General features: G+C 62.6%; 20 protein-coding genes. 11 read left to right on the top strand and 9 right to left on the bottom strand.

Annotation, left to right across the window (positions count from 1 at the left end):
• Nucleotides 1–759, bottom strand: a complete 759-nt coding sequence (locus tag RAS12_RS23290) for a c-type cytochrome (protein WP_306941848.1) — start codon at nucleotides 757–759, stop codon at nucleotides 1–3.
• Between the two features lie 184 nt (nucleotides 760–943).
• Here RAS12_RS23290 and rapZ point away from each other — a divergent pair, with 184 nt between their 5' ends.
• Both rapZ and RAS12_RS23280 read left to right on the top strand, forming a co-directional pair.
• Entirely contained in the window at nucleotides 944–1,816 is an 873-nt protein-coding gene (rapZ, locus tag RAS12_RS23285) for an RNase adapter RapZ (protein WP_306951586.1), read from the top strand.
• The gene (locus tag RAS12_RS23280; RefSeq protein ID WP_306941846.1) at nucleotides 1,813–2,775 is read left to right on the top strand and encodes a septal ring lytic transglycosylase RlpA family protein; all 963 of its coding nucleotides are present in this window, start codon (nucleotides 1,813–1,815) and stop codon (nucleotides 2,773–2,775) included. The genes rapZ and RAS12_RS23280 overlap by 4 nt, the downstream gene beginning before the upstream one ends.
• 55 nt (nucleotides 2,776–2,830) lie before the next feature.
• On the opposite strand, the gene RAS12_RS23275 is transcribed toward RAS12_RS23280, so the two are convergent.
• A complete protein-coding gene (locus RAS12_RS23275; protein ID WP_306941844.1) occupies nucleotides 2,831–3,415 on the bottom strand; it encodes a methylated-DNA--[protein]-cysteine S-methyltransferase in 585 nt (194 codons plus the stop codon).
• A gap of 3 nt (nucleotides 3,416–3,418) precedes the next feature.
• Nucleotides 3,419–4,354 carry a 16S rRNA (cytidine(1402)-2'-O)-methyltransferase gene (gene rsmI, locus RAS12_RS23270; protein ID WP_306941843.1) on the bottom strand — a complete coding sequence of 312 codons (936 nt, stop codon included), beginning with the start codon at nucleotides 4,352–4,354 and terminating at the stop codon, nucleotides 3,419–3,421.
• An 86-nt stretch (nucleotides 4,355–4,440) separates the two neighbouring features.
• Here rsmI and RAS12_RS23265 point away from each other — a divergent pair, with 86 nt between their 5' ends.
• The 4 genes from RAS12_RS23265 to RAS12_RS23250 all read left to right on the top strand — a co-directional run bounded on the left by RAS12_RS23265 (nucleotide 4,441) and on the right by RAS12_RS23250 (nucleotide 6,864).
• Nucleotides 4,441–4,923: a YraN family protein gene (locus RAS12_RS23265; RefSeq protein ID WP_306941841.1), complete on the top strand. Its 483-nt coding sequence runs from the start codon at nucleotides 4,441–4,443 to the stop codon at nucleotides 4,921–4,923.
• Between the two features lie 116 nt (nucleotides 4,924–5,039).
• Nucleotides 5,040–5,633, top strand: a complete 594-nt coding sequence (locus RAS12_RS23260) for a phosphoheptose isomerase (protein ID WP_306941840.1) — start codon at nucleotides 5,040–5,042, stop codon at nucleotides 5,631–5,633.
• A complete protein-coding gene (locus tag RAS12_RS23255; protein WP_306941839.1) occupies nucleotides 5,630–6,373 on the top strand; it encodes a BON domain-containing protein in 744 nt (247 codons plus the stop codon). The genes RAS12_RS23260 and RAS12_RS23255 overlap by 4 nt, the downstream gene beginning before the upstream one ends.
• On the top strand, nucleotides 6,370–6,864 hold the full coding sequence (locus RAS12_RS23250) for a peroxiredoxin family protein (protein WP_306941837.1): 495 nt from the start codon (nucleotides 6,370–6,372) through the stop codon (nucleotides 6,862–6,864). Before RAS12_RS23255 ends, RAS12_RS23250 begins: the two co-directional genes overlap by 4 nt.
• Before the next feature lie 80 nt (nucleotides 6,865–6,944).
• Here RAS12_RS23250 and RAS12_RS23245 read toward each other — a convergent pair whose 3' ends face one another.
• Nucleotides 6,945–7,733: a MetQ/NlpA family ABC transporter substrate-binding protein gene (locus tag RAS12_RS23245; RefSeq protein WP_306941835.1), complete on the bottom strand. Its 789-nt coding sequence runs from the start codon at nucleotides 7,731–7,733 to the stop codon at nucleotides 6,945–6,947.
• A 263-nt stretch (nucleotides 7,734–7,996) separates the two neighbouring features.
• Between RAS12_RS23245 and argB the strand changes: the two genes are divergently transcribed.
• The 5 genes from argB to RAS12_RS23220 all read left to right on the top strand — a co-directional run bounded on the left by argB (nucleotide 7,997) and on the right by RAS12_RS23220 (nucleotide 13,137).
• The gene (gene argB / locus RAS12_RS23240) at nucleotides 7,997–8,899 is read left to right on the top strand and encodes an acetylglutamate kinase (RefSeq protein WP_006216311.1); all 903 of its coding nucleotides are present in this window, start codon (nucleotides 7,997–7,999) and stop codon (nucleotides 8,897–8,899) included.
• A complete protein-coding gene (locus RAS12_RS23235) occupies nucleotides 8,899–9,645 on the top strand; it encodes a pyrimidine 5'-nucleotidase (protein WP_306941832.1) in 747 nt (248 codons plus the stop codon). Before argB ends, RAS12_RS23235 begins: the two co-directional genes overlap by 1 nt.
• A gap of 56 nt (nucleotides 9,646–9,701) precedes the next feature.
• Complete coding sequence (gene slmA / locus RAS12_RS23230; protein WP_306941830.1) at nucleotides 9,702–10,277, top strand: nucleoid occlusion factor SlmA; 576 nt, start codon at nucleotides 9,702–9,704, stop codon at nucleotides 10,275–10,277.
• Nucleotides 10,278–10,578: 301 nt separating this feature from the next.
• A complete protein-coding gene (locus RAS12_RS23225; RefSeq protein WP_306941828.1) occupies nucleotides 10,579–12,072 on the top strand; it encodes a DASS family sodium-coupled anion symporter in 1,494 nt (497 codons plus the stop codon).
• A 12-nt stretch (nucleotides 12,073–12,084) separates the two neighbouring features.
• The gene (locus tag RAS12_RS23220) at nucleotides 12,085–13,137 is read left to right on the top strand and encodes an Ldh family oxidoreductase (protein WP_306941826.1); all 1,053 of its coding nucleotides are present in this window, start codon (nucleotides 12,085–12,087) and stop codon (nucleotides 13,135–13,137) included.
• Nucleotides 13,138–13,712: 575 nt separating this feature from the next.
• Here the strand turns inward: RAS12_RS23220 and rodA are convergent.
• The 5 genes from rodA to RAS12_RS23195 all read right to left on the bottom strand — a co-directional run bounded on the left by rodA (nucleotide 13,713) and on the right by RAS12_RS23195 (nucleotide 19,349).
• The gene (rodA, locus tag RAS12_RS23215) at nucleotides 13,713–14,849 is read right to left on the bottom strand and encodes a rod shape-determining protein RodA (RefSeq protein WP_306941824.1); all 1,137 of its coding nucleotides are present in this window, start codon (nucleotides 14,847–14,849) and stop codon (nucleotides 13,713–13,715) included.
• The gene (mrdA, locus tag RAS12_RS23210; protein ID WP_306941822.1) at nucleotides 14,849–16,774 is read right to left on the bottom strand and encodes a penicillin-binding protein 2; all 1,926 of its coding nucleotides are present in this window, start codon (nucleotides 16,772–16,774) and stop codon (nucleotides 14,849–14,851) included. The genes rodA and mrdA overlap by 1 nt, the downstream gene beginning before the upstream one ends.
• 15 nt (nucleotides 16,775–16,789) lie before the next feature.
• Nucleotides 16,790–17,350, bottom strand: coding sequence for a rod shape-determining protein MreD (mreD, locus tag RAS12_RS23205; RefSeq protein WP_306941820.1), 561 nt, complete (start codon nucleotides 17,348–17,350; stop codon nucleotides 16,790–16,792).
• Complete coding sequence (gene mreC, locus RAS12_RS23200) at nucleotides 17,337–18,221, bottom strand: rod shape-determining protein MreC (protein WP_306941816.1); 885 nt, start codon at nucleotides 18,219–18,221, stop codon at nucleotides 17,337–17,339. Before mreC ends, mreD begins: the two co-directional genes overlap by 14 nt.
• An 84-nt stretch (nucleotides 18,222–18,305) precedes the next feature.
• Nucleotides 18,306–19,349, bottom strand: a complete 1,044-nt coding sequence (locus RAS12_RS23195) for a rod shape-determining protein (protein ID WP_306941815.1) — start codon at nucleotides 19,347–19,349, stop codon at nucleotides 18,306–18,308.
• Nucleotides 19,350–19,398 lie beyond the last annotated feature (49 nt).

Raw genomic sequence — 19,398 nt, 5'->3', positions numbered from 1 at the left:
TTAGCGTTGAGCCTGGCTGCCGCATTCAGCGGGCAGGCGCAGCGATCCTGCGGCGTCAGGCACATAGGGCTCGACGACGGGTTGCGACGACAACCACGCCGCCAGGGCGCTGATGTCAGTGGGGGTCAATTTGTTGGCGATATCCGCCATGCAGTCGGGCGCGGCCGCGCGGCGCAGGCCGGTCTTCCAGCTGCCGATCTGCGCACCGATATAGTCGCGCGGCAAACCGAGCAGGCCCGGGATGGCGGGCAGTTGGCCGCCCAGAGCGGCGCCATGACAGGACGCACAGGCAGGCAGGCCGCGCGCGGCGTCGCCCTGCAACGCCAAGGCGCGGCCGGCTTCGAGCGCGGAACTGGTAGCGTCGGCCCGCAACGGCGGCGGGTAGGCCACGTGCTGCTCAGAGAAATACGCGGCGATTTCGCGCAGGTAGTCATCGGGCAGGCCAGCCAGCAGATGAGCCATCGGGCGGTACTGCCGCCGGTCATCGCGGAAGTTAAGCAGCTGGTGATAGAGGTAGTCTTGCGGCTTACCCGCCAAGCGCGGGTAGTAGCCGTCGGCGCCCGCGCGGCCCTGCGCGCCATGACAGGCCGTACAGGCGGCAACGCGAGCTGCCATGGTGTCGGGGCGCAAGGTGTCCGGAGCCGGCTGTTGGGCCAGCGCGGTTGTTGTCAGAAACCCAACAACCATAGCCAGCATCAAGCGCGAAGTTGCCCTAAAACGCGGCAGTGAAACACTACGAAAGGAAATGAGGGCTAACATCTAGGTCGAATTCCTATCCCCCGAAACGCATGACGGCGGGGCGCGTAAGTGAATCTGTCCAATGTCCGGCCCCAAGCTTACGCTAAGGGTCATGAAAGGGTACAGGCGCAGATTCCGAGTTTACGGCCATATCAGATGCTATCCCGCCGGCATCGTCCTGGAAAAGCGTGCCACAATTATGTCTATGTTGAAAGTCGTCCTGGTCACCGGCATATCGGGCTCCGGTAAATCCGTTGCCCTGCGCATGCTTGAAGATGCCAGCTACACCTGCGTCGACAACCTGCCCGTGCGCTTCCTGACCGAGTTCATCGCCAATGCCCGGGATGACGGCATGGAACGCGTGGCCGTTGCGATCGACGTCCGGTCACCCGGGGAACTGGCAGAACTGCCTGATGTGGTCACCGCCCTGCGCGCCATGGGCACGAGCCTGCGCGTGGTGTTCCTGGATGCCAGCACCGCCACGCTGGTGCAACGCTATTCCGAATCCCGCCGCCGTCATCCGCTGACAGACCGCCTGCAACGCGGCGGCACCCCGCCTTCGCTTGCCGACTGCATCGCGCTTGAACGCGAGCTGCTGGCGCCTTTGCGCGAGCAAGAACATGTCATCGACACGTCTGACCTGACGCCAGGACAGTTGCGCGCCTGGATTCGCGATCTGATCAAGGCCGACCGCGCGCCCTTGGTACTGACGTTCGAATCCTTTGCGTACAAGCGCGGCGTACCCGGCGACGCCGACCTGGTGTTTGACGTGCGCTGCCTGCCCAATCCGCACTACGACCGCAACCTGCGCCCGCTGACCGGACGCGACGAACCCGTCGCCACCTGGCTGGCGGGTTACGAGCAGGTGGGCCAGATGGTCGACGACATTGCCGGCTTCTTGAACCGCTGGCTTCCGCAGTACACCCAAGACACCCGTAACTATCTGACCGTGGCAATCGGCTGCACCGGCGGCCAGCACCGCTCGGTCTATGTGGTTGAGCAACTGGCGTTGCGCTTTGCCGACCACGATCCCTTGCTGGTGCGCCACCGCAACCAATTGCCCGACGAATCCGCATGACCTTGCCCCGTCCGCTCCACCTGATTCTGATGCTGTTGCTGGCCATTGCCGTGGCCGGTTGTTCTTCCACCGGCGGACGCAAAAAGGGCGGCGGGTATTACAAAGACGACGGCCCGGATGCCAATCCGCCGTCCAATCTGGACCAGGTGCCCGACGCGGTGCCCCGCATCGAGCCCTACGCCAGCGGCGCCAACCGGCCCTACGTGGTATTTGGCCAGCGCTATGTGCCCGACACCACAGGCCAGCCGTACAAGCAACGCGGCACCGCGTCCTGGTATGGCAAGAAGTTCCACGGCAATTCCACGTCCATTGGCGAGTCCTACGACATGTACGCCATGACGGCCGCCCACACGACCCTGCCGATTCCCAGCTACGCCCGCGTGACGAGCCTGGTGAACGGCAAGACGATCATCGTGCGGGTGAACGACCGCGGGCCGTTCCATAGCGACCGCATCATGGACCTGTCCTACGTGGCGGCATACAAGCTGGGCATCATCGGCCCGGGCAGCGGCCAGGTGGTCGTGGAAAGCATTCAGCAAGACGAGATCCGGCGCCTGGCCTCGCAAGGCGCGCCGGCAGCAGCCGCCCTGGAACCGGCGTCGGCCACCGGATCATCGCCCGTGCTGGCGCCGGTTGCCGCTGTGCCAGTGGCACTGACGGCCGAACCGTTGCCGGGCCCGGCATCTGGCTCCGCCCCGGTGCGCCAGCCTGCATCGGGCGGTATCGGCGGCGTCTATCTGCAAGTGGGCGCATTCAGCCAGCCGGCGAATGCGCAGTCGCTGGTGGCTCGCATCAATACGCAACTGAGCTCGGCGGGCGCCCCGCCCGCGCAGGTGGAACAAACCAATAACCTGTACCGCGTCCGGATCGGCCCGTATCCCGACCGGCAAAGCGCCATGAACGCCGTGCAACTGGTGTCGGACCGGATCGGCATTCTGCCCAGCATCGCAGCACAATAAGCAAAGCCCGGCGGCAGTCAGCCCCGGGCCTGCGTTACGTCTCACATATCCTTTCTTACCAGGGCAGTTCAGCCTGGCCATCGCAAACGCGTCGCGCCCGCGCGGTGCGGCTGACGTAGCGATTTCCTTCAAGGGCCAGCAGCGCCTGCTTGCGCGGCAACCCGCCGCCAAATCCTGTCAGCGACGTATCGGCGCCGATCACGCGATGACAGGGAATGATGATGATGATGGGGTTGCGGCCTACCGCGCCACCAATCGCCTGAGCGCCCTTGGGGCTTCCCACCGTGCGCGCCAGATCGCCATAGCTGACCAGCTTTCCAAAATCCAGAGCGCACAGGGCATGCCAGACTTTGTGCTGGAAGGTAGTGCCGATCGGGTCCAGCGGCACATCAAATGTGCGCCGCTGGCCCGCGAACCATTCGTCCAGTTCGCGGCGCGCCTGCTCCAAAATGGGATTGGCATCGGCCAACGTCCAGCTTTCGGCGGACGGCAGCAAATCCTGGTCCGTGAACCAGGCGCCACGCAATCCCTTGGGACTGGCGACCAGGCGCATCTGGCCCAAAGGCGTGGGCATATCGCGGTAGAAGATCGGCTCTGCGGGATCAGCGGGTTTGTTCGACACGACTGTTGAATACACCATGTCTTACTCCGCCGATTTCTTGCGCGTCAACGCCCGGTTGTACAGCACGTCGCGCGGCTGGCCTGTCACCTTGGCCGCCACACGCGCGGCGTCGCGCACCGACAGGGATTCCAGCAACGCATCCAGCAGCACATCCGTGCGCGGATCGGCCTCTTCGTCCACTTCCTGTTCGGCAGGCGCATGCGCGATCAGCACGAACTCGCCTTGTTCCCGATGCGAATCGGCCGCAAGCCAAGCCGCGGCTTCACCCATCGTAATGGTGGCAATTTCTTCGAAACGCTTGGTCAATTCGCGCGCTACGGTCAATTGGCGATCTGGCCCGCACACGTCCAGCAGGTCTGCCAGCGTGGCGGCCAGACGGTGCGGCGACTCGAACATCACCACAGGCGCTGACAACGCGCACCAAGAGCGCAGCCAGCGCTGGCGGGCCACTGCCTTGGGCGGCGGAAAACCCGCGAAAGCAAAGGCAGGATTTTCGTCAGTGGTGACGCCGCTACCCATCAGGGCGGCAATCACGGCGCTGGGGCCCGGCACCGGCACAACTGCGAACCCTGCGGCGCGCACTGCCCGCACCACTCGGGCGCCGGGATCACTGACGGCAGGCGCGCCGGCATCTGAGACCAAGGCAACGCGCTGGCCCTGGGCCAGCCGCTCGCAGATGGCTTGGGCAGCTGAGGCTTCGTTGTGGCGGTGAGCGGCCATCAACGGCGTGCTCACTCCCCAGGCATCCAGCAAAGTACGGCTGGCGCGCGTGTCTTCCGCCGCAATCACATCAGCGCGTTGCAAGGCGTGCCAGGCGCGCAGCCCCAGGTCGCCCAGATTGCCGATCGGCGTCGCCACGACATACAGCGTCGAAGCAGGCCAATGCTGCCCGGCCACGCGTTCTGCAACGCGGCTCCAGGCATCGCCGGTAATCGGGGAAGAGACATTTTGATTCATTGCAGCCTACTGACACGGAAAACCATGTCAGTGTAGCCGCCAACGCACGCGGCCCTCTGCCGGCATTCTGCCCCCCCGGAGCTCCCATGACCGACGACACCCTGCGACTGGCCTGCGAACTGGCGCTGGCTGCCAGGCTTCGCGCAAGTAAACGGCGCCGGCGCGCGCCGAAAGGCGATGCGCCCGACAAACCGGCTGCGCGACGCTCGCCCATGCAGCGGCGGGGCGACGAGCACGAAGACGCCGCGATGCGTCTGTTGCAAGGCCACGGTCTGGTGCTGCTGGCCCGCAACCTGTGGACGCAGGCAGGCGAAATCGACCTGGTCATGCGTGACGGCAACACGCTGGTCTTCGTCGAGGTCCGAGCGCGCGGGCACGCCCGCTTTGGCGGCGCAGCGGCCAGCATTGGCCATGAAAAGCAGGCCAGACTGGCCCGCGCTGCCGCGCAGTGGCTGCCGGAACTGGCCCGGCGCCATTGGCGCGGCAGAACACCCGCCGCCCGTTTTGACGCCGTGGTATTTGACGCCGGCCAGCCCCAGTGGCTGCGCTCGGCATTCCTGCTGCCCTGACATGCGCTTGCTTCCCGCCCCCGGCCGCAGGGCCGGAACCGCCGCGGTAACGGTCTGCCGCAAGGTCGTTACGCATAGACAGAACAGCAGGCCTGCCCCGTGAGATAATCGCGCCCATGGATATGACCTCTCGTATGACGTCGCACTTTCGCGACGCCATGGCTGCGTGCGAACAAAGTATGAACGTCCTGGCCGAACCGCTGGCAGTGGCGGTGGACGTACTTTTCGGCGCCCTGGCTAACAATGGCAAGATTCTGGCTTGCGGCAACGGCGGCTCGGCTGCCGATGCGCAGCATTTCATCGCCGAACTGGTGGGCCGCTTCGAACGCGAACGGCTGCCCCTGGCGGGTATTGCGCTCAATACCGATACGTCGATCCTCACCGCGGTCGGCAACGACTACGGCTTTGACGAGATCTACGAACGCCAGGTCAACGCTTTCGGCCAGGCCGGCGATGTATTGGTGGCGATCTCCACCAGCGGCAACTCCCCCAACGTGGTCCGCGCCATGGAAGCCGCCAGCGCGCGCGAAATGCACGTGCTGGTCCTGACGGGCAAGGGCGGCGGCGTCATGGGGGAACTCATTACGCCCATGGACGTCCATCTATGTGTTCCCAGCGATCGCACGATGCGTATCCAGGAAGTCCATATTCTGCTGCTGCACGCGCTGTGCGACGGCATCGACGCTCTTCTGCTTGGAGACACCGAATGATTTCTGACGTCAGAACCGCAGTCCGCCCGCTGATGCTTGCCGCAGCCCTGTCCACCGCCGTGCTGTCGTTGTCGGCCTGCGCGCCCCTGATCGTGGGCGGCGCCGCCGCCACCACGGCCGTTGTGGTCACCGACCGCCGCACGTCCGGCACCCAGCTTGAAGACCAGAACATGGCCTTCAAGGCGCAGAGCCAGATCTCGCAGAAACTGGGCGACACCGCCCGCGTCAATGCCATGGCCTACGGCGGCCATCTGCTCCTGACGGGCGACGTGCCCTCTGAACAGGCCAAGAGCCAGGCGACCGCGATCGCGCAAAGCGTCGAGAACGTCAAACAGGTCATCAACCAGCTGAACGTCGGCCCCATCGCCTCGTTCGGCACGCGCTCGAACGACACCTGGCTGACGTCCAAGGTCAAAACGGCCCTGATCAACACCAAATATGTCCCGTCCGGCACGATTGCCCTGACGACCGATCACAGCGTCGTCTACCTGATGGGCAAGCTCACCCAGGCCGAAGGCGAGTACGCCGCCAATGCCACCGCCGATGTCGGCGGTGTTGCCAAGGTGGTTAAACTGTTTGAAACGATCAGCCGCGATGAAGCCATCCGGCTGTCGAACAGCAGCAAATCCAACTCCACGGAAACCAAAGCGCCCATTGAAAGCGGCTCTGGCGGTGGCGCAGCAGCAAGCGACAACGCAGCAGGCACGAGCAACGGCGTAGAGGCCATGCCCATCAAATGAAAAAAGCCATCGTAGCCCTGGCCGTTCTCGTAGCGGTCGGCATTGGCGCCTGGTTCGTCTGGCGCCCGGCCCAGACTGCTCCGGACGTCACGTTCACCACCCTGGAAGGCAAAACCTTCTCGATGCAGGACCTGCGCGGCAAGGTCGTGCTGGTCAAATTCTGGGCGACCAGCTGCGTGACCTGTGTGAAGCAGATGCCTGAAACCATCGCGGCTTACAAGGAATATGCGAACAAGGGCTACGAAGCCATTGCGGTCGCCATGAACTACGACCCGCCCAACTTCGTGCTGAACTTTGCCGAAACGCGCAAGCTGCCGTTCCCGGTGGCGCTGGACACCAAGGGCGACATCGCCCGCGCCTTTGGCGACATCCGCCTGACGCCTACCGCCTTCCTGATCGACAAACAGGGGCACATCATCAAGCGTTATCTGGGCGAATACGATGTGGCTGAGTTCCACGCTACCGTGGAGAAGGCCCTGGCGGCAGGCTGACGCCTGGCGACCCTGCCCCCCCCAAAAAAACGCCCGATCAAAAATCGGGCGTTTTTCTTTTACGAACTGGGATGCCGGGTTCAGAACGCCGGAATCACCGCGCCCTTGTACTTTTCCTGGATGAATTTCTTCACCTCAGGCGAGTGCAGCGCGTTGACCAGCTTCTTGATTCCGGGCGCGTCCTTGTTGTCCGTGCGGGTTACCAGGATGTTGGCGTAGGGCGAATCCGCGCCTTCGATGAAGAGCGCATCCTTTGTCGGCACCAGTCCGGCTTCCAGCGCGTAGTTGGTGTTGATCAGCGCCAGATCCACATCGTCCAGCGAGCGCGGCAGCATCGCGGCTTCCAGTTCGCGGAACTTCAGCTTCTTGGGGTTCTCGACCACATCGGCAGCGGTAGCCAGGATGTTGGACGGGTCCTTCAGCTTGATCACGCCCTGCTTTTGCAGCAGCACCAGCGCGCGCCCGCCGTTGGACGGGTCATTGGGAATGGCGACCGTAGCGCCATCCTTGAGCTCGGACAGGCTCTTGATCTTCTTGGAGTAACCGCCGAAGGGCTCGACGTGGACCAGGGCCACCGGGACCAGCGTCGCGTTGCGATCCTTGTTGAACGAATCCAGGTAAGGCTTGTGCTGGAAGAAGTTGGCGTCCAGTTGCTTGTCGGCCAGTTGCAGGTTGGGCTGCACGTAGTCGCTGAACACCTTGATATCCAGCTCCACGCCTTCTTTGGCCAATTGGGGCTTCACGACTTCCAGAATTTCGGCGTGGGGCACCTGGGTTGCGCCCACCACCACCTTTTCAGCGTGGGCGGCATTCGCTGCCACCAGGAGTGCCGACGCCACCAGGGCTGAGCGGACGAAGTTCAAACGCATGTGTTGCCTCTTATATAGGGTGTAAATTGAGGGCTGGCGCCCAGCCGGTGCGGATTTGCCCCCTTTTGCGGAGCGATCCGTTGCGAAAGCGCCCCCAATTTACCTGAATGCCCGTTATTTGTCGGGCATATGAACATAGGTTTAAAGCATAAGAAACCTGTGGGTACTACAATCCGTCGTATGCTTGCGCTACCGCGTCCCAAACGCGTTTTTGTGCAGGCTTTTTTTCTAACCACTTATATATATTTGCCGACTTAGCTGCCATGACCGACACCCCCGACCCTGCTGCCGTTTCGTCCCCTGCTGTCAAAGCCGCTGTGCTGTCTGAAGCACTGCCGTATATCCGACGATTCCACGGCAAGACCATCGTGGTCAAGTACGGCGGCAACGCCATGACGGAAGAGCGCTTGCAGCGCAGCTTTGCGCACGACGTCGTGCTGCTCAAGCTGGTGGGACTGAACCCGGTGGTGGTCCACGGTGGCGGCCCGCAGATTGACGACGCGCTGCGCCGCATCGGCAAACAAGGCACCTTCATCCAGGGCATGCGCGTCACCGACGCCGAGACCATGGAAGTGGTCGAATGGGTACTGGGTGGCCAGGTCCAGCAAGACATCGTCATGATGATCAACGAAGTTGGCGGCAAGGCTGTGGGCCTGACGGGCAAGGACGGCGGCCTGATCCAGGCGCAGAAGAAACTGATGGCCAACAAGGACAACCCTGCCGAACCGATCGACATCGGTTTTGTGGGCGACATCACGCTGGTTGAACCTGCGGTGGTGAAGGCCTTGCAGGACGATCAGTTCATCCCCGTGATCTCGCCCATTGGTTATGGCGAAGACGGTACGGCTTACAACATCAACGCCGATGTCGTCGCTGGCAAGATGGCTGAAGTGCTGGGCGCTGAAAAATTGTTGATGCTGACCAACACCCCGGGCGTGCTGGACAAGGCGGGCAAACTGTTGCGCAGCCTGTCCGCGCAAACCATCGACGAGCTGTTTGCAGACGGCACGATTTCGGGCGGCATGCTGCCCAAGATTTCGTCTGCGCTGGACGCCGCCAAGAACGGCGTGAACTCGGTGCACATCGTCGACGGCCGCGTGCCGCACTGCCTGCTGCTTGAAATCCTGACTGACCAGGGCGTCGGCACGATGATCAGCTCGCACTAATGCGGGCACAGCGTTACCTGCTGCGGCCGGCGGTGCGTCTGCGCCGCTCCCGCCGCACAGCCACGGGCGTTTCCGAACGCCTGTGGCTGTTTGATCTGGACAACACGCTCCACGACACCTCGCACGCCATCTTTCCGAAGATTGACCACGGCATGACCATGGCCGTGGCCGAGGCGTTGAACGTCGACATCGATACGGCCAACGACGTACGCAGGCGGTACTGGAAACGCTACGGCGCCACGATGATCGGCATGGTGCGGCATCATGGCGTGGACCCCCACGAATTTCTGCATCGCAGCCACGACTTCGACGTGAAGCCGTTGGTGCGGTCGGAAAAAGCGCTGGCCTACAAGCTGCAGCAGCTGCCGGGCCGCAAGGTGCTGCTGACCAACGCGCCCTTGCAATACGCCCGCGCAGTGCTGTCGCGCCTGGGTATCCTGCGTCAGTTCGATAGCCTGTGGGCCATCGAACACATGCGTTTGCATGGCGAGTTCCGGCCCAAACCTTCACCCGCTCTGTTGCGCTACGTGCTGGCTCGCGAAGGCGTGCCGGCCCACCGCGCGGTACTGGTGGAAGACACCCTTGCCAACCTGCGCGGCGCACGCCAGGCCGGCCTGCGCACCGTCCACGTGTATCACCCGGGCACTCCCTTTTCACGCGGCCGCGCACACCGGCCGGCCTACGTCGACTTACGGGTAAACTCCGTCAGTGATTTGTTGTTACGCCGGCGCCCCTTGCGGGGATAGCGGCGCGCTCCACCCCTTCCCTTCACCGTCAAGCCTGCGCGAGAGCAGTCCCTTCCATGGCGAGCAAACCCGGCGAGCGCAAGACCCAGATTCTGCAGACCCTGGCCGAGATGCTGGAGCAGCCGCATGCGGCCCGCATCACTACGGCCGCGCTTGCCGCGCGCCTTGGGGTCTCGGAAGCCGCGTTGTACCGGCACTTTGCCAGCAAAGCGCAGATGTTCGAAGGGCTGATCGAGTTCATCGAAACCAGTATCTTCACGCTGGTCAATCAAATTGCCACTGCGGAGCCCTACGGCGTGCCGCAAGCGCAAAAAACCGTCGCCATGCTGCTGACCTTTTCGGAACGCAATAAGGGAATGACGCGCGTGCTGACCGGCGATGCGCTGGTCACCGAAGACAACCGGCTGCAAGAACGCATCAATCACATCAATGACCGCATTGAAGCGTCGCTCAAGCAATCGCTGCGCATCGCCGTGACGGACGGCGGCCTGCCGCCCGAAGCCAATGTGGCAGCCCACGCCAGCTTGCTTACGCACTTGGTGCTGGGCCGTTGGCTGCGCTTTGCCCAAAGCGGCTGGCGCGTGGCACCGACATTGCATCTGGATGAACAGCTGCGTCTGGCACTGGGTTGATCCGCATATTTGCGGCATAACACGAACGAATTAACGCCGAAATATCGTGCCAGCCGCCGCAGCCGCTGGCATTATTAGCGTGGTTTCGTGCAACATTCAAACGCTTGCGGCGATCGAGGGCGGACGAGCATAATGCGCCAATCAGCTTTTCCACAAGCTCAAATCCCCGCTGGCTTGACCCACATCAATACGGGTTTTCCTTAATGCCGTCACGATCATCCTGTAGCGTCGACACACCGAAATAATTGAGCCCGAGCTCGCGGGCGGTGTGTCGTCAGTTTGACCTCAACCGGAGATGGATATGACTGCGCAAGCCGCTGTCCCTGATTCACAAGCACCCAAAAAAACTAAAATCCCCATCGGACTCGTTGCCGGCGTCGTGGTGCTGATCGGGGTGCTTATGCTGCCCCTGCCCGCCGACCTGCCGGTCGCGGGCCACCGCATGCTGGCTATCCTGGCGTTCGCCGTGGTGGTCTGGATTACCGAAGCCGTGTCTTACGAAGCCAGCGCGATCATGATCACGACGCTGATGGCTTTCCTGTTGGGCACGGCTCCGACAATCAAAGACCCGCAAGTGCTCTACGGCACCTCGGCCGCCATCAGCATCGCACTGACTGGCTTTGCCAACTCGGCGCTGGCGCTGGTCACCGGCGCCTTGTTTATTGCAGCGGCCATGACCTTCACGGGGCTGGACCGGCGCATCGCGCTGGTCACATTGTCCAAGGTCGGCACCAGCACGCGCCGTATTTTGATCGGTTGTATCGCTGTGACCATCGTGTTGAGCCTGGTTGTGCCCAGCGCGACGGCGCGCAGCGCAGCCGTGGTGCCCATCATGATGGGCGTCATCGCGGCCTTCGGCGTGGACAAGCGCTCGAACATCGCTGCCGGCATCATGATCATCGTGGCGCAAGCCACCAGCATCTGGAACGTAGGCATCCAAACCGCCGCCGCGCAGAACCTGCTGACGGTCGGTTTCATGGAAAAAATGCTGGGCGAACGCGTGGCATGGTCGGACTGGCTGATCGCCGGCGCCCCCTGGTCGCTGATCATGTCGGCTGTGCTGATCGTTGTCGTGCTGAAGATGCTGCCGCCAGAAAGCGACAGCATTGCCGGAGGCAAGGAAGCCGTCGAAAAGTCGCTGCTTGAACTGGGTCCCATGACGGGCGCCCAAAAGCGCCTGATGGCAGTATCAATCATGCTGTTGCTGTTCTGGTCGACCGAAGGCAAGTTGCACAAGTTCGACACCACCTCGACCACCTACTTCGGCCTGGTGCTGCTGATGCTGCCGCGCTTTGGCGTGATGACGTGGAAAGACGTGCAATCGCGTATCCCATGGGGCACGGTGATTGTGTTCGGCGTCGGTATCAGCTTGGGCACTGCCCTGTTGACGACGCAGGCAGGCCAATGGCTGGGCAATCAGGTCGTGGCCCACACCGGACTGGATCATCTTGGACCACTGGCTATCTTCGCCATCCTGGCCGCCTTCCTGATCATCATCCACTTGGGTTTTGCCAGCGCCACCGCACTGACCTCAGCCATGCTGCCCATCCTGATCTCGGTGCTGGCCACGCTGCCAGGCGACTTCAGCCGCCTGGGTATGACGATGCTGCTGGGTTTCGTGGTGAGCTATGGCTTCATCCTGCCCATCAACGCGCCGCAGAACATGGTCTGCCTGGGCACTGAAACCTTCAACGCCAAGCAGTTTGCCAAGGTTGGGATCATTGTCACCATCATCGGCTACCTGCTCATGCTGCTGATGGGCGCGACCTACTGGCGTTGGCTGGGCTGGCTGTAAGGAGAGCGCATCATGAAACTTACGATCGCTCAAGCAAATGAGTACGGACGCCTGGTGCTGATGGCGCAAGGCGTTCCCGAAGACATCGCGCGCGATGTTGCGGAACACCTGGTCGAGTCCGACCGGGTCGGCTACACCAGCCACGGCCTGTCGATTCTGACGAACTACCGGCGCGTGCTGTCCGCAGGCCTGGCGCAAGCCGACGGCCGGCCCGAACTCGTCAACGACCGCGGCGCCATGCTGGCCTACGACGGCCATCACGGCCTGGGCCAGTATGTTGGCAAGGTCGTCATCGAAAAGGCCATCGAGCGCACGCAAGAGCACGGCCAGTGCATCCTGACCCTGCGCCACAGCCATCACCTGGGCCGCATGGGCCACTTCGGCGAAATGGTCGCGGCCAAGGGTTTGATCCTGCTGGCCTTCACCAACGTGATCAACCGCTCGCCCACCGTCGCCCCCTTCGGCGGCGCCGAAGCATGCCTGACCACAAACCCGCTGTGCTTTGCCGGCCCCCTGCCCGGCGGCCGCCCGCCGTTCATCGTGGACATGGCAACCAGCTCAATCGCCGTAAACAAGGCGCGGGTGCTGGCAGCCAAGGGCGAACAAGCACCACCAGGATCGCTGATCGACGCGGACGGCAACCCGACAACGGACCCCAACGCCCTGTTCGCAGATCCTCCTGGCGCCCTGCTGCCCTTTGGCGGTCACAAGGGTTATGCGCTGGGACTCGTGGCTGAACTCCTGGCCGGCGTCTTGTCTGGCGGCGGAACCATCCAACCCGAACACCCCCGCATCGGCGTCGCGACGAACAACATGTTCGCGCTGCTACTGGACCCGCAGGTGGATTTCAATACGGATTGGCGGTCAATGGAGGTTGGCGCTTTCATCGACTACCTGCACGCCTGCAAGCCCCAACCAGGCGTTGAAAGCGTGCAATATCCCGGCGAATACGAAGCCCGCAATCGCGCAGCCAATCCGGACTCGGTGACATTTGATAGCCGAATCTGGGATGGCTTGACGAAGCTGGCGGTAGATTTGGGCGTGCCCGAAGCCTTGCCCAACTAGTCAGATTGCTTCGTCAACAGTAAATCGCGGGCGGCCTAGGATTCCTAAGCCGCCCGTTTCGTTACAGGCAACAAAAACCCGTCACCAGAACCGATGGGCGGTGCGCGCCCGACTCGGCATTCGCGCGCAGAAGTCCAACGCGCGCCGTCCATCGCTTTCCCCCACCCCCACACGGCCGGTGCCAATAGCACCCCGCTCTGCGCAAGCGCGAAGCGCCCACCGCCCCGACGCACTACAGCGCGTAAGCCGATCGCGCGCCGCCCGGGCGGCCGCATCGGCGGGCACCGTAAACCTCGTCAGTAAGAAGCGGCCGAGCAGCGCAACGGCTTAAAACAGCGTGAGCCCCTGGCCGCGGGCGACGTGGCTGCGAGCAACCTCGATGCGCCCGAGGGAATCTGAAGGGAAGGCCGTAGGCCTGGACGAAGATGACGAAGGGGACGTCCGGAGCGAAGGCTCCGGACCGCAATCGTGGGCGCGAGCAGCCACGGCGTCCGCGGTCAGGGGCGTCCTACGAAGAGAAACAACCCTGCCTACGAAGAAAAACAGCCCAGCCTACGAAGAGAAACAAGCAAGCATCAAGTCTTAACCGACCGATGCCGACTAATACTCATCATGATCCCAAACGCAATCCCCATCGTAAACAACGCCGTCCCCCCATAACTCATGAACGGCAAAGGCACCCCGACGACCGGCAAAATCCCCGTCACCATCCCCACGTTCACAAAGACATAGATAAACAGCATCATCGTCAGCGCCCCCGACAGCAACCGCCCGAACTGTGACGCAGCCCGGGATGCGATCGTCAGACCGCGTGCCATCATCAGGCCGTACAACACCAGAATCGCGATGCCGCCATACAGCCCGAACTCCTCGGCATAGACCGCGAAAATAAAGTCGGTGGTGCGCTCGGGAATAAAGTCCAGATGGGTCTGCGTACCCTTCATGTAGCCCTTGCCATACACCCCGCCCGAACCCACCGCAATCATCGACTGGATCGTGTGGAAGCCCTTGCCCAGCGGATCAGAGCTTGGATTCAGCAAGGTGCAGACGCGGTGCTTTTGATAGTCGTGCAGCACCACCCAGTTCACATCGGGTTCGCACAACTGGTCTTCGTAGTAGACCAGCGTACCAATGGCGATGATGCCCGCCAGCATGACAGGCACGAGCAGCTTGAACGACAGGCCCGCAAAATAGATCACGAAGAAACCGGCGCCAAACACCAGCAGCGCCGTGCCCAGGTCGGGCTGCAACACGATCAGGCCAAAGGGCGCCGCCAACATCGCAGCAGCCGCCAGAAAGTCTCGGACTCGCACCGCGCCTTCGTGGCGCTGGAAATACCACGCCAGCATCATCGGCACGCCGATCTTCATCATTTCAGATGGCTGGATGCGCGTCACGCCCAGGTTCAGCCAGCGGGTCGCGCCCTTGCTGGTTTCGCCAAAAAATTCCACGCCCAGCAGCAGCACCACGCCCACCACATAAAACGGCAAGGCCAGCTTCATCAGCCACTTGGGCGGTATCAGCGCCATGATCCACATGGCGAAGAAAGCGATGATGAAATTGCGCGACTGTTCCGCAAAGCGCCAATCGGTACCGCCCACCGCCGAGTGCATCACGGTCAGGCCCAGCGCCGCGAACATCAGCAAGATGGCCAACAACGGCCAATCGAATGCCGTAAACACGCGTAGCAGAATAAGGCCCAGGCGCTTCATTATTGGCGCACCACATCGGAGGTAATGGATTCAACAGACGCCAGGGGGTCGCCGCGGTCTGGCCGCACGATCTTGTCCTGCCGGTCTTTGGCCAGCCAATAGTCGAATACCTTGCGCGCAACAGGCGCGGCCACGCTGGCGCCCCAGCCCGCGTTCTCGACAATCAGCGAGACCGCGATACGGGGGTGTTCCAACGGCGCAAATCCCATGAACAGGGCGTGATCGCGCAGGCGTTCATCAATGGCGCTGGCGCGATAGTGGCCGCCTCGCAGGCTGAACACCTGCGCGGTGCCCGTCTTACCGGCGGCTTGGTAAGGCGCGTTCGCAAACGCACGCCGCGCCGTACCGGCCCGCACCACGTCGGCCATTGCGCTCTTGATCACGTCCACATTGGCCTGCTTGAGCGGAATGCGGTAATCCGGCGCGGATTCGGTAGGCTTGGCCACGCCACTGCGCGGATCGCGCACCGCATGCACCAGGTGCGGCCGGCGGTACAGGCCATTGTTGGCAAGCGTGGATGTGCCCTGCGCCAGTTGCAGCAAAGTAAAGGCGTTATAGCCCTGACCGACCGCAACCGAGATCGTCTCGCCCGCATACCAACGCTGGCGATCCTTATCTTTATAGGCTGAGCGCTTCCAGTCGGTTGACGGCAGCACGCCCCGCTTCTCGCCTTCCAGATCGATACCGGTGATCTGGCCGAACCCGAACTGCTTGGTGAAATCATGCAGCGCGTTCACGCCGATCTCGGGGCCCAGCGAATAAAAGTACGTGTCCGACGACACCACGATGGCCTTGTGCATGTCGGTCATGCCATAGGCCGCGCCGCCCGCGTTGCGGAATTTCTGTCCGCCGAATTCGTAGTAGCCGGGGTCGGAGATGCGATCCGTTGCGCGGCGCTTGCCCAATTCCAGCGCGGCCAGCGCCACAAAAGGCTTGTAGGTCGAACCGATCGGATAGGTGCCATACAACGGCCGGTTGATCAGCGGATGGTCCGGCGATTCGTTCAGCATGCGCCAGTTGTCCACATCGATGCCATCGACAAACAGATTGGGATCGAAAGACGGTTGCGAGACAAAAGCCAGGACTTCACCTGTATCCGGATCAATGGCAACCAGCGCGCCGCGTTGGCCTTCGAAGGCTTCTTCGGCGACTTTCTGCAGGCCCAGATCAATGGACAACATGATGTCCGAGCCGGGCACAGGGTCGATCCGGCGCAGCGTGCGCATCGGCCGGCCGCCTGCGGTGACCTCAACTTCTTCAAGACCGGTGCGGCCGTGCAGCTGTTCTTCCCAGGTCTTTTCGATGCCCTTCTTGCCGATGACATCGGTGCCTCGGTAGTTGCCGAGCTGCCCCGCGCGTTCCAGTTCTTCGTTGTCGCCTTCGGCGATACGGCCGATATAGCCTACGACGTGGGCGGCCGACACGCCTTGCGGATATTCACGGACCCAACGCGCACGCAGTTCCACACCCGGGAACTGAAACGAATGCGCGGCAAACCAGGCGGCTTCCGTTTCGTTCAGGTTATTGCGCAATTGCAGGCTGGCATAGCGGCTGGACTCGGCGGCGCGGCGTTTGAAGCGGCGCTGATCTGCCGGGCTGATGTACACCACCTCGGTCAGACGCTCGAACAGCTCGTTCATGTTGCCAGCGTGGGCAGGCACGACTTCCAGCGTATAGGTGCGATAGTTGCGCGCCAGCACTTCGCCGTTGCGGTCCAGGATCTCGCCACGGCGCGGCGGGATCGGCACAACCGCAATGCGGTTGCGGTCGGCGCGTTCGGACAGGCCTTCGTAGCGGTCAACCTGCAAATACCAGAACCGGCCGATCAGCACACCAAAGCACAGCAGCGCAAAAGCCCCGCCCACCCAGGCGCGCAGGCGAAAGCGCTGCTTTTGTTGCTGACCGGTTTTCTTGAATTCAAACATGAAGCAGCGCCGCCATCAGGCGGAGGAAGAGTCGGCGTCGTCGGCACCGCGCTGCGGCAAGTGCAGAACCCAACCCGCCAGCGGCCACAGGGCGGCGGTGATGGCCACGCTGATGCTCCAGTCCCAACCTGGCCATTTCCCGGCCAGCCATGCGTGGATGATCTGAGTCAGGAAGCGGGCGACGAAGAACACAGGCAGCATGTGCATTGCCTGGCTCCAAAGGTCAAACCGTTGCAGCCGGCGGTGCAGTACCACGGCGCCGTAGGCCACCAGGGTGTATGACAAGGCATGCTCGCCGAGCAGTCCGGCGTCATGCACGTCCATCATCAAGCCGAAGAAGAAGGCCGTGAACAGGCCGACGCGGCGCGGCTCATGCACGCACCAGAAGGCGATGATCAGCAGCAGCACATCGGGCGCGCCCTGCCACAGACGCCAGGGCAGCAACGACACCAGCCATACGAGCAGCACGGTGCCCCAGACAAAGACGCCGTGCGCCGGACCGGACAGCCGGTCGGGATGTACGTTGCTGGGCGTGCCCAGGCGGCGCCTGGGCACGGATTGATTAGTCCGATCCACCGGAATCGACCTCCTGACGGTTGGACTCGGCGCGGGCCACATCCACCTGCAAAACCAGGAAGTGGCGATAGCGTTCGGGGTGGGCCAGCGGTTCACACACGGCACGCGCGAAACCGGAGGCGGTATCGCGTTCGACCGAGGTCACTTTGGCCACGGGCAGGCCGGCGGGAAACAATCCGCCGACGCCGCTGGTAACGATAGTATCCCCTTCCTTGATATCCGCATTGGCCGCAAGGTAACGGACTTCCATCTTGCCGGGCGAATTGCCGCCAAACGCAATCAGGCGCAACCCATTGCGCAACAGCTGGACGGGGATGGATACCTGTTCATCCGTCACCAGCGCGGCCTCGGCCGTCATGGGCGTCACACGGACGATCTGACCGACCACGCCGCCTTCGTCAATGACCGGCATACCGGGCGCGAGACCCGCTTTGCTGCCCTTGTTGAAGACCAGCCGCTGCGTAAACGCGTTGGTCGGTTCATACATGACTTCGACCACCACGGCCGATTGAGCCACGGTATCGGTCACGCCCAACAAGCGGCGCAGTTGCGCGTTTTCAGCTGCCAGTTGCGCCGCGTGCGAAGCCACCTGGGCCAGCTCGATGCGCTGACGCTGCAAAGCTTCGTTTTCGCTACGGATGAGATTGGCTGCGTTGACCCATTCGTTCACTTGCTGAACAAGGTCACGCGGCGCCATGACGGCGCGTTGGAAGGGGTAAAGCGCCACGGACATCGCCCGGCGTGCTGGTTCCAGCATGCGCCATTGCGAATCCATGATGATCAGGGCCAAAGCAAGGACGACCAGAATGACCAGCCGAACCTCCGCAGGTGGGCCGCGCCTGAATAGGGGAGGAGTCCCTTGTCGTTGCATGAATCTCAGCCCGGGCGCCCGCGTCCGAAGCCCCCGCAGCGGCCGGAGCCGTGAGAAAGCGGGGCTCCGGGCTGGCGGGCAGTATTAATCGTTGATGAAGATCGCGCCCAGTTTCTCAAGGTGTTCCAGCGCCTCGCCGCAACCCCGCACGACGCAGGTCAGGGGATCATCGGCTACCACGACGGGCAGACCGGTTTCTTCCTGGAGCAGGCGGTCGAGATCACGCAACAGTGCGCCGCCACCGGTCAGGGCAATGCCCTTGTCGGTAATGTCGGCGCCGAGTTCCGGTGGCGTTTGCTCAAGAGCAATCTTCACGGCGGAAACGATCTGGTTCAGGGGATCGGTCAGCGATTCCAGAATCTCGTTGGACGAGACCGTGAAACTGCGCGGCACGCCTTCGGCCAGATTGCGGCCCTTGACTTCGATCTCGCGCACTTCGGAGCCCGGGAATGCGGACCCGATTTGCTTTTTGATCAATTCAGCCGTGGGTTCGCCGATCAGCATGCCGTAGTTGCGGCGGATATAGTTGACGATTGCCTCGTCGAACTTGTCGCCGCCCACGCGCACGGAGCCCTTGTAGACCATGCCGCCCAGCGAGATGACTGCCACCTCGGTGGTGCCGCCGCCGATATCGACGACCATGGAGCCGCTGGCATCGGACACGGCCAAGCCGGCGCCGATGGCCGCAGCCATAGGTTCTTCAATCAGGAAGACATGGGACGCGCCAGCGCCCAAGGCCGATTCACGGATAGCGCGCCGTTCAACCTGAGTGGAGCCGCAGGGTACGCATACGATAATGCGCGGACTGGGCGCCAGCATGTTGCGGGGGTGCACCATGCGGATGAACTGCTTGAGCATCTGTTCGGTGACCGTGAAGTCGGCGATTACGCCGTCCTTCATGGGCCGGATGGCCTCTATGTTGCCGGGCACTCGGCCAAGCATCTGCTTGGCTTCGTGGCCGACGGCCTGGATGATCTTTTTGCCGTGAGGCCCGCCTTCATGACGGATTGCGACCACGGAAGGTTCATCGAGAACGATGCCCTTGCCACGGACGTAAATCAGCGTATTGGCGGTACCGAGGTCGATCGCCATATCGCTGGAAAAATAACTGCGCAGGAATCCGAACATGGGAGCTCAGCTAAATTCTTTTGGGGAATTGGGTTCATGCCGCGGGGCG

The organism is Achromobacter seleniivolatilans (assembly GCF_030864005.1).
GTDB lineage: Bacteria > Pseudomonadota > Gammaproteobacteria > Burkholderiales > Burkholderiaceae_B > Achromobacter > Achromobacter seleniivolatilans.
The sequence above is the reverse complement of the archived record's forward strand: the minus strand, read 5'-3'. Positions and strand labels throughout refer to the sequence as shown.

Bases quoted from the DNA above. Each gene is read 5' to 3' on its own strand.
- RAS12_RS23250 (WP_306941837.1), top strand. From the start codon at position 6,370: ATGAAAAAAGCCATCGTAGCCCTGGCCGTTCTCGTAGCGGTCGGCATT.
- argB (WP_006216311.1), top strand. From the start codon at position 7,997: ATGACCGACACCCCCGACCCTGCTGCCGTTTCGTCCCCTGCTGTCAAA.
- RAS12_RS23275 (WP_306941844.1), bottom strand. From the start codon at position 3,415: ATGGTGTATTCAACAGTCGTGTCGAACAAACCCGCTGATCCCGCAGAG.
- mreC (WP_306941816.1), bottom strand. From the start codon at position 18,221: ATGCAACGACAAGGGACTCCTCCCCTATTCAGGCGCGGCCCACCTGCG.
- RAS12_RS23220 (WP_306941826.1), top strand. From the start codon at position 12,085: ATGAAACTTACGATCGCTCAAGCAAATGAGTACGGACGCCTGGTGCTG.
- RAS12_RS23225 (WP_306941828.1), top strand. From the start codon at position 10,579: ATGACTGCGCAAGCCGCTGTCCCTGATTCACAAGCACCCAAAAAAACT.
- rapZ (WP_306951586.1), top strand. From the start codon at position 944: ATGTTGAAAGTCGTCCTGGTCACCGGCATATCGGGCTCCGGTAAATCC.
- RAS12_RS23260 (WP_306941840.1), top strand. From the start codon at position 5,040: ATGGATATGACCTCTCGTATGACGTCGCACTTTCGCGACGCCATGGCT.
- rsmI (WP_306941843.1), bottom strand. From the start codon at position 4,354: ATGAATCAAAATGTCTCTTCCCCGATTACCGGCGATGCCTGGAGCCGC.
- RAS12_RS23280 (WP_306941846.1), top strand. From the start codon at position 1,813: ATGACCTTGCCCCGTCCGCTCCACCTGATTCTGATGCTGTTGCTGGCC.
- RAS12_RS23235 (WP_306941832.1), top strand. From the start codon at position 8,899: ATGCGGGCACAGCGTTACCTGCTGCGGCCGGCGGTGCGTCTGCGCCGC.
- rodA (WP_306941824.1), bottom strand. From the start codon at position 14,849: ATGAAGCGCCTGGGCCTTATTCTGCTACGCGTGTTTACGGCATTCGAT.
- RAS12_RS23195 (WP_306941815.1), bottom strand. From the start codon at position 19,349: ATGTTCGGATTCCTGCGCAGTTATTTTTCCAGCGATATGGCGATCGAC.
- slmA (WP_306941830.1), top strand. From the start codon at position 9,702: ATGGCGAGCAAACCCGGCGAGCGCAAGACCCAGATTCTGCAGACCCTG.
- mrdA (WP_306941822.1), bottom strand. From the start codon at position 16,774: ATGTTTGAATTCAAGAAAACCGGTCAGCAACAAAAGCAGCGCTTTCGC.
- RAS12_RS23245 (WP_306941835.1), bottom strand. From the start codon at position 7,733: ATGCGTTTGAACTTCGTCCGCTCAGCCCTGGTGGCGTCGGCACTCCTG.
- RAS12_RS23265 (WP_306941841.1), top strand. From the start codon at position 4,441: ATGACCGACGACACCCTGCGACTGGCCTGCGAACTGGCGCTGGCTGCC.
- RAS12_RS23255 (WP_306941839.1), top strand. From the start codon at position 5,630: ATGATTTCTGACGTCAGAACCGCAGTCCGCCCGCTGATGCTTGCCGCA.
- RAS12_RS23290 (WP_306941848.1), bottom strand. From the start codon at position 759: ATGTTAGCCCTCATTTCCTTTCGTAGTGTTTCACTGCCGCGTTTTAGG.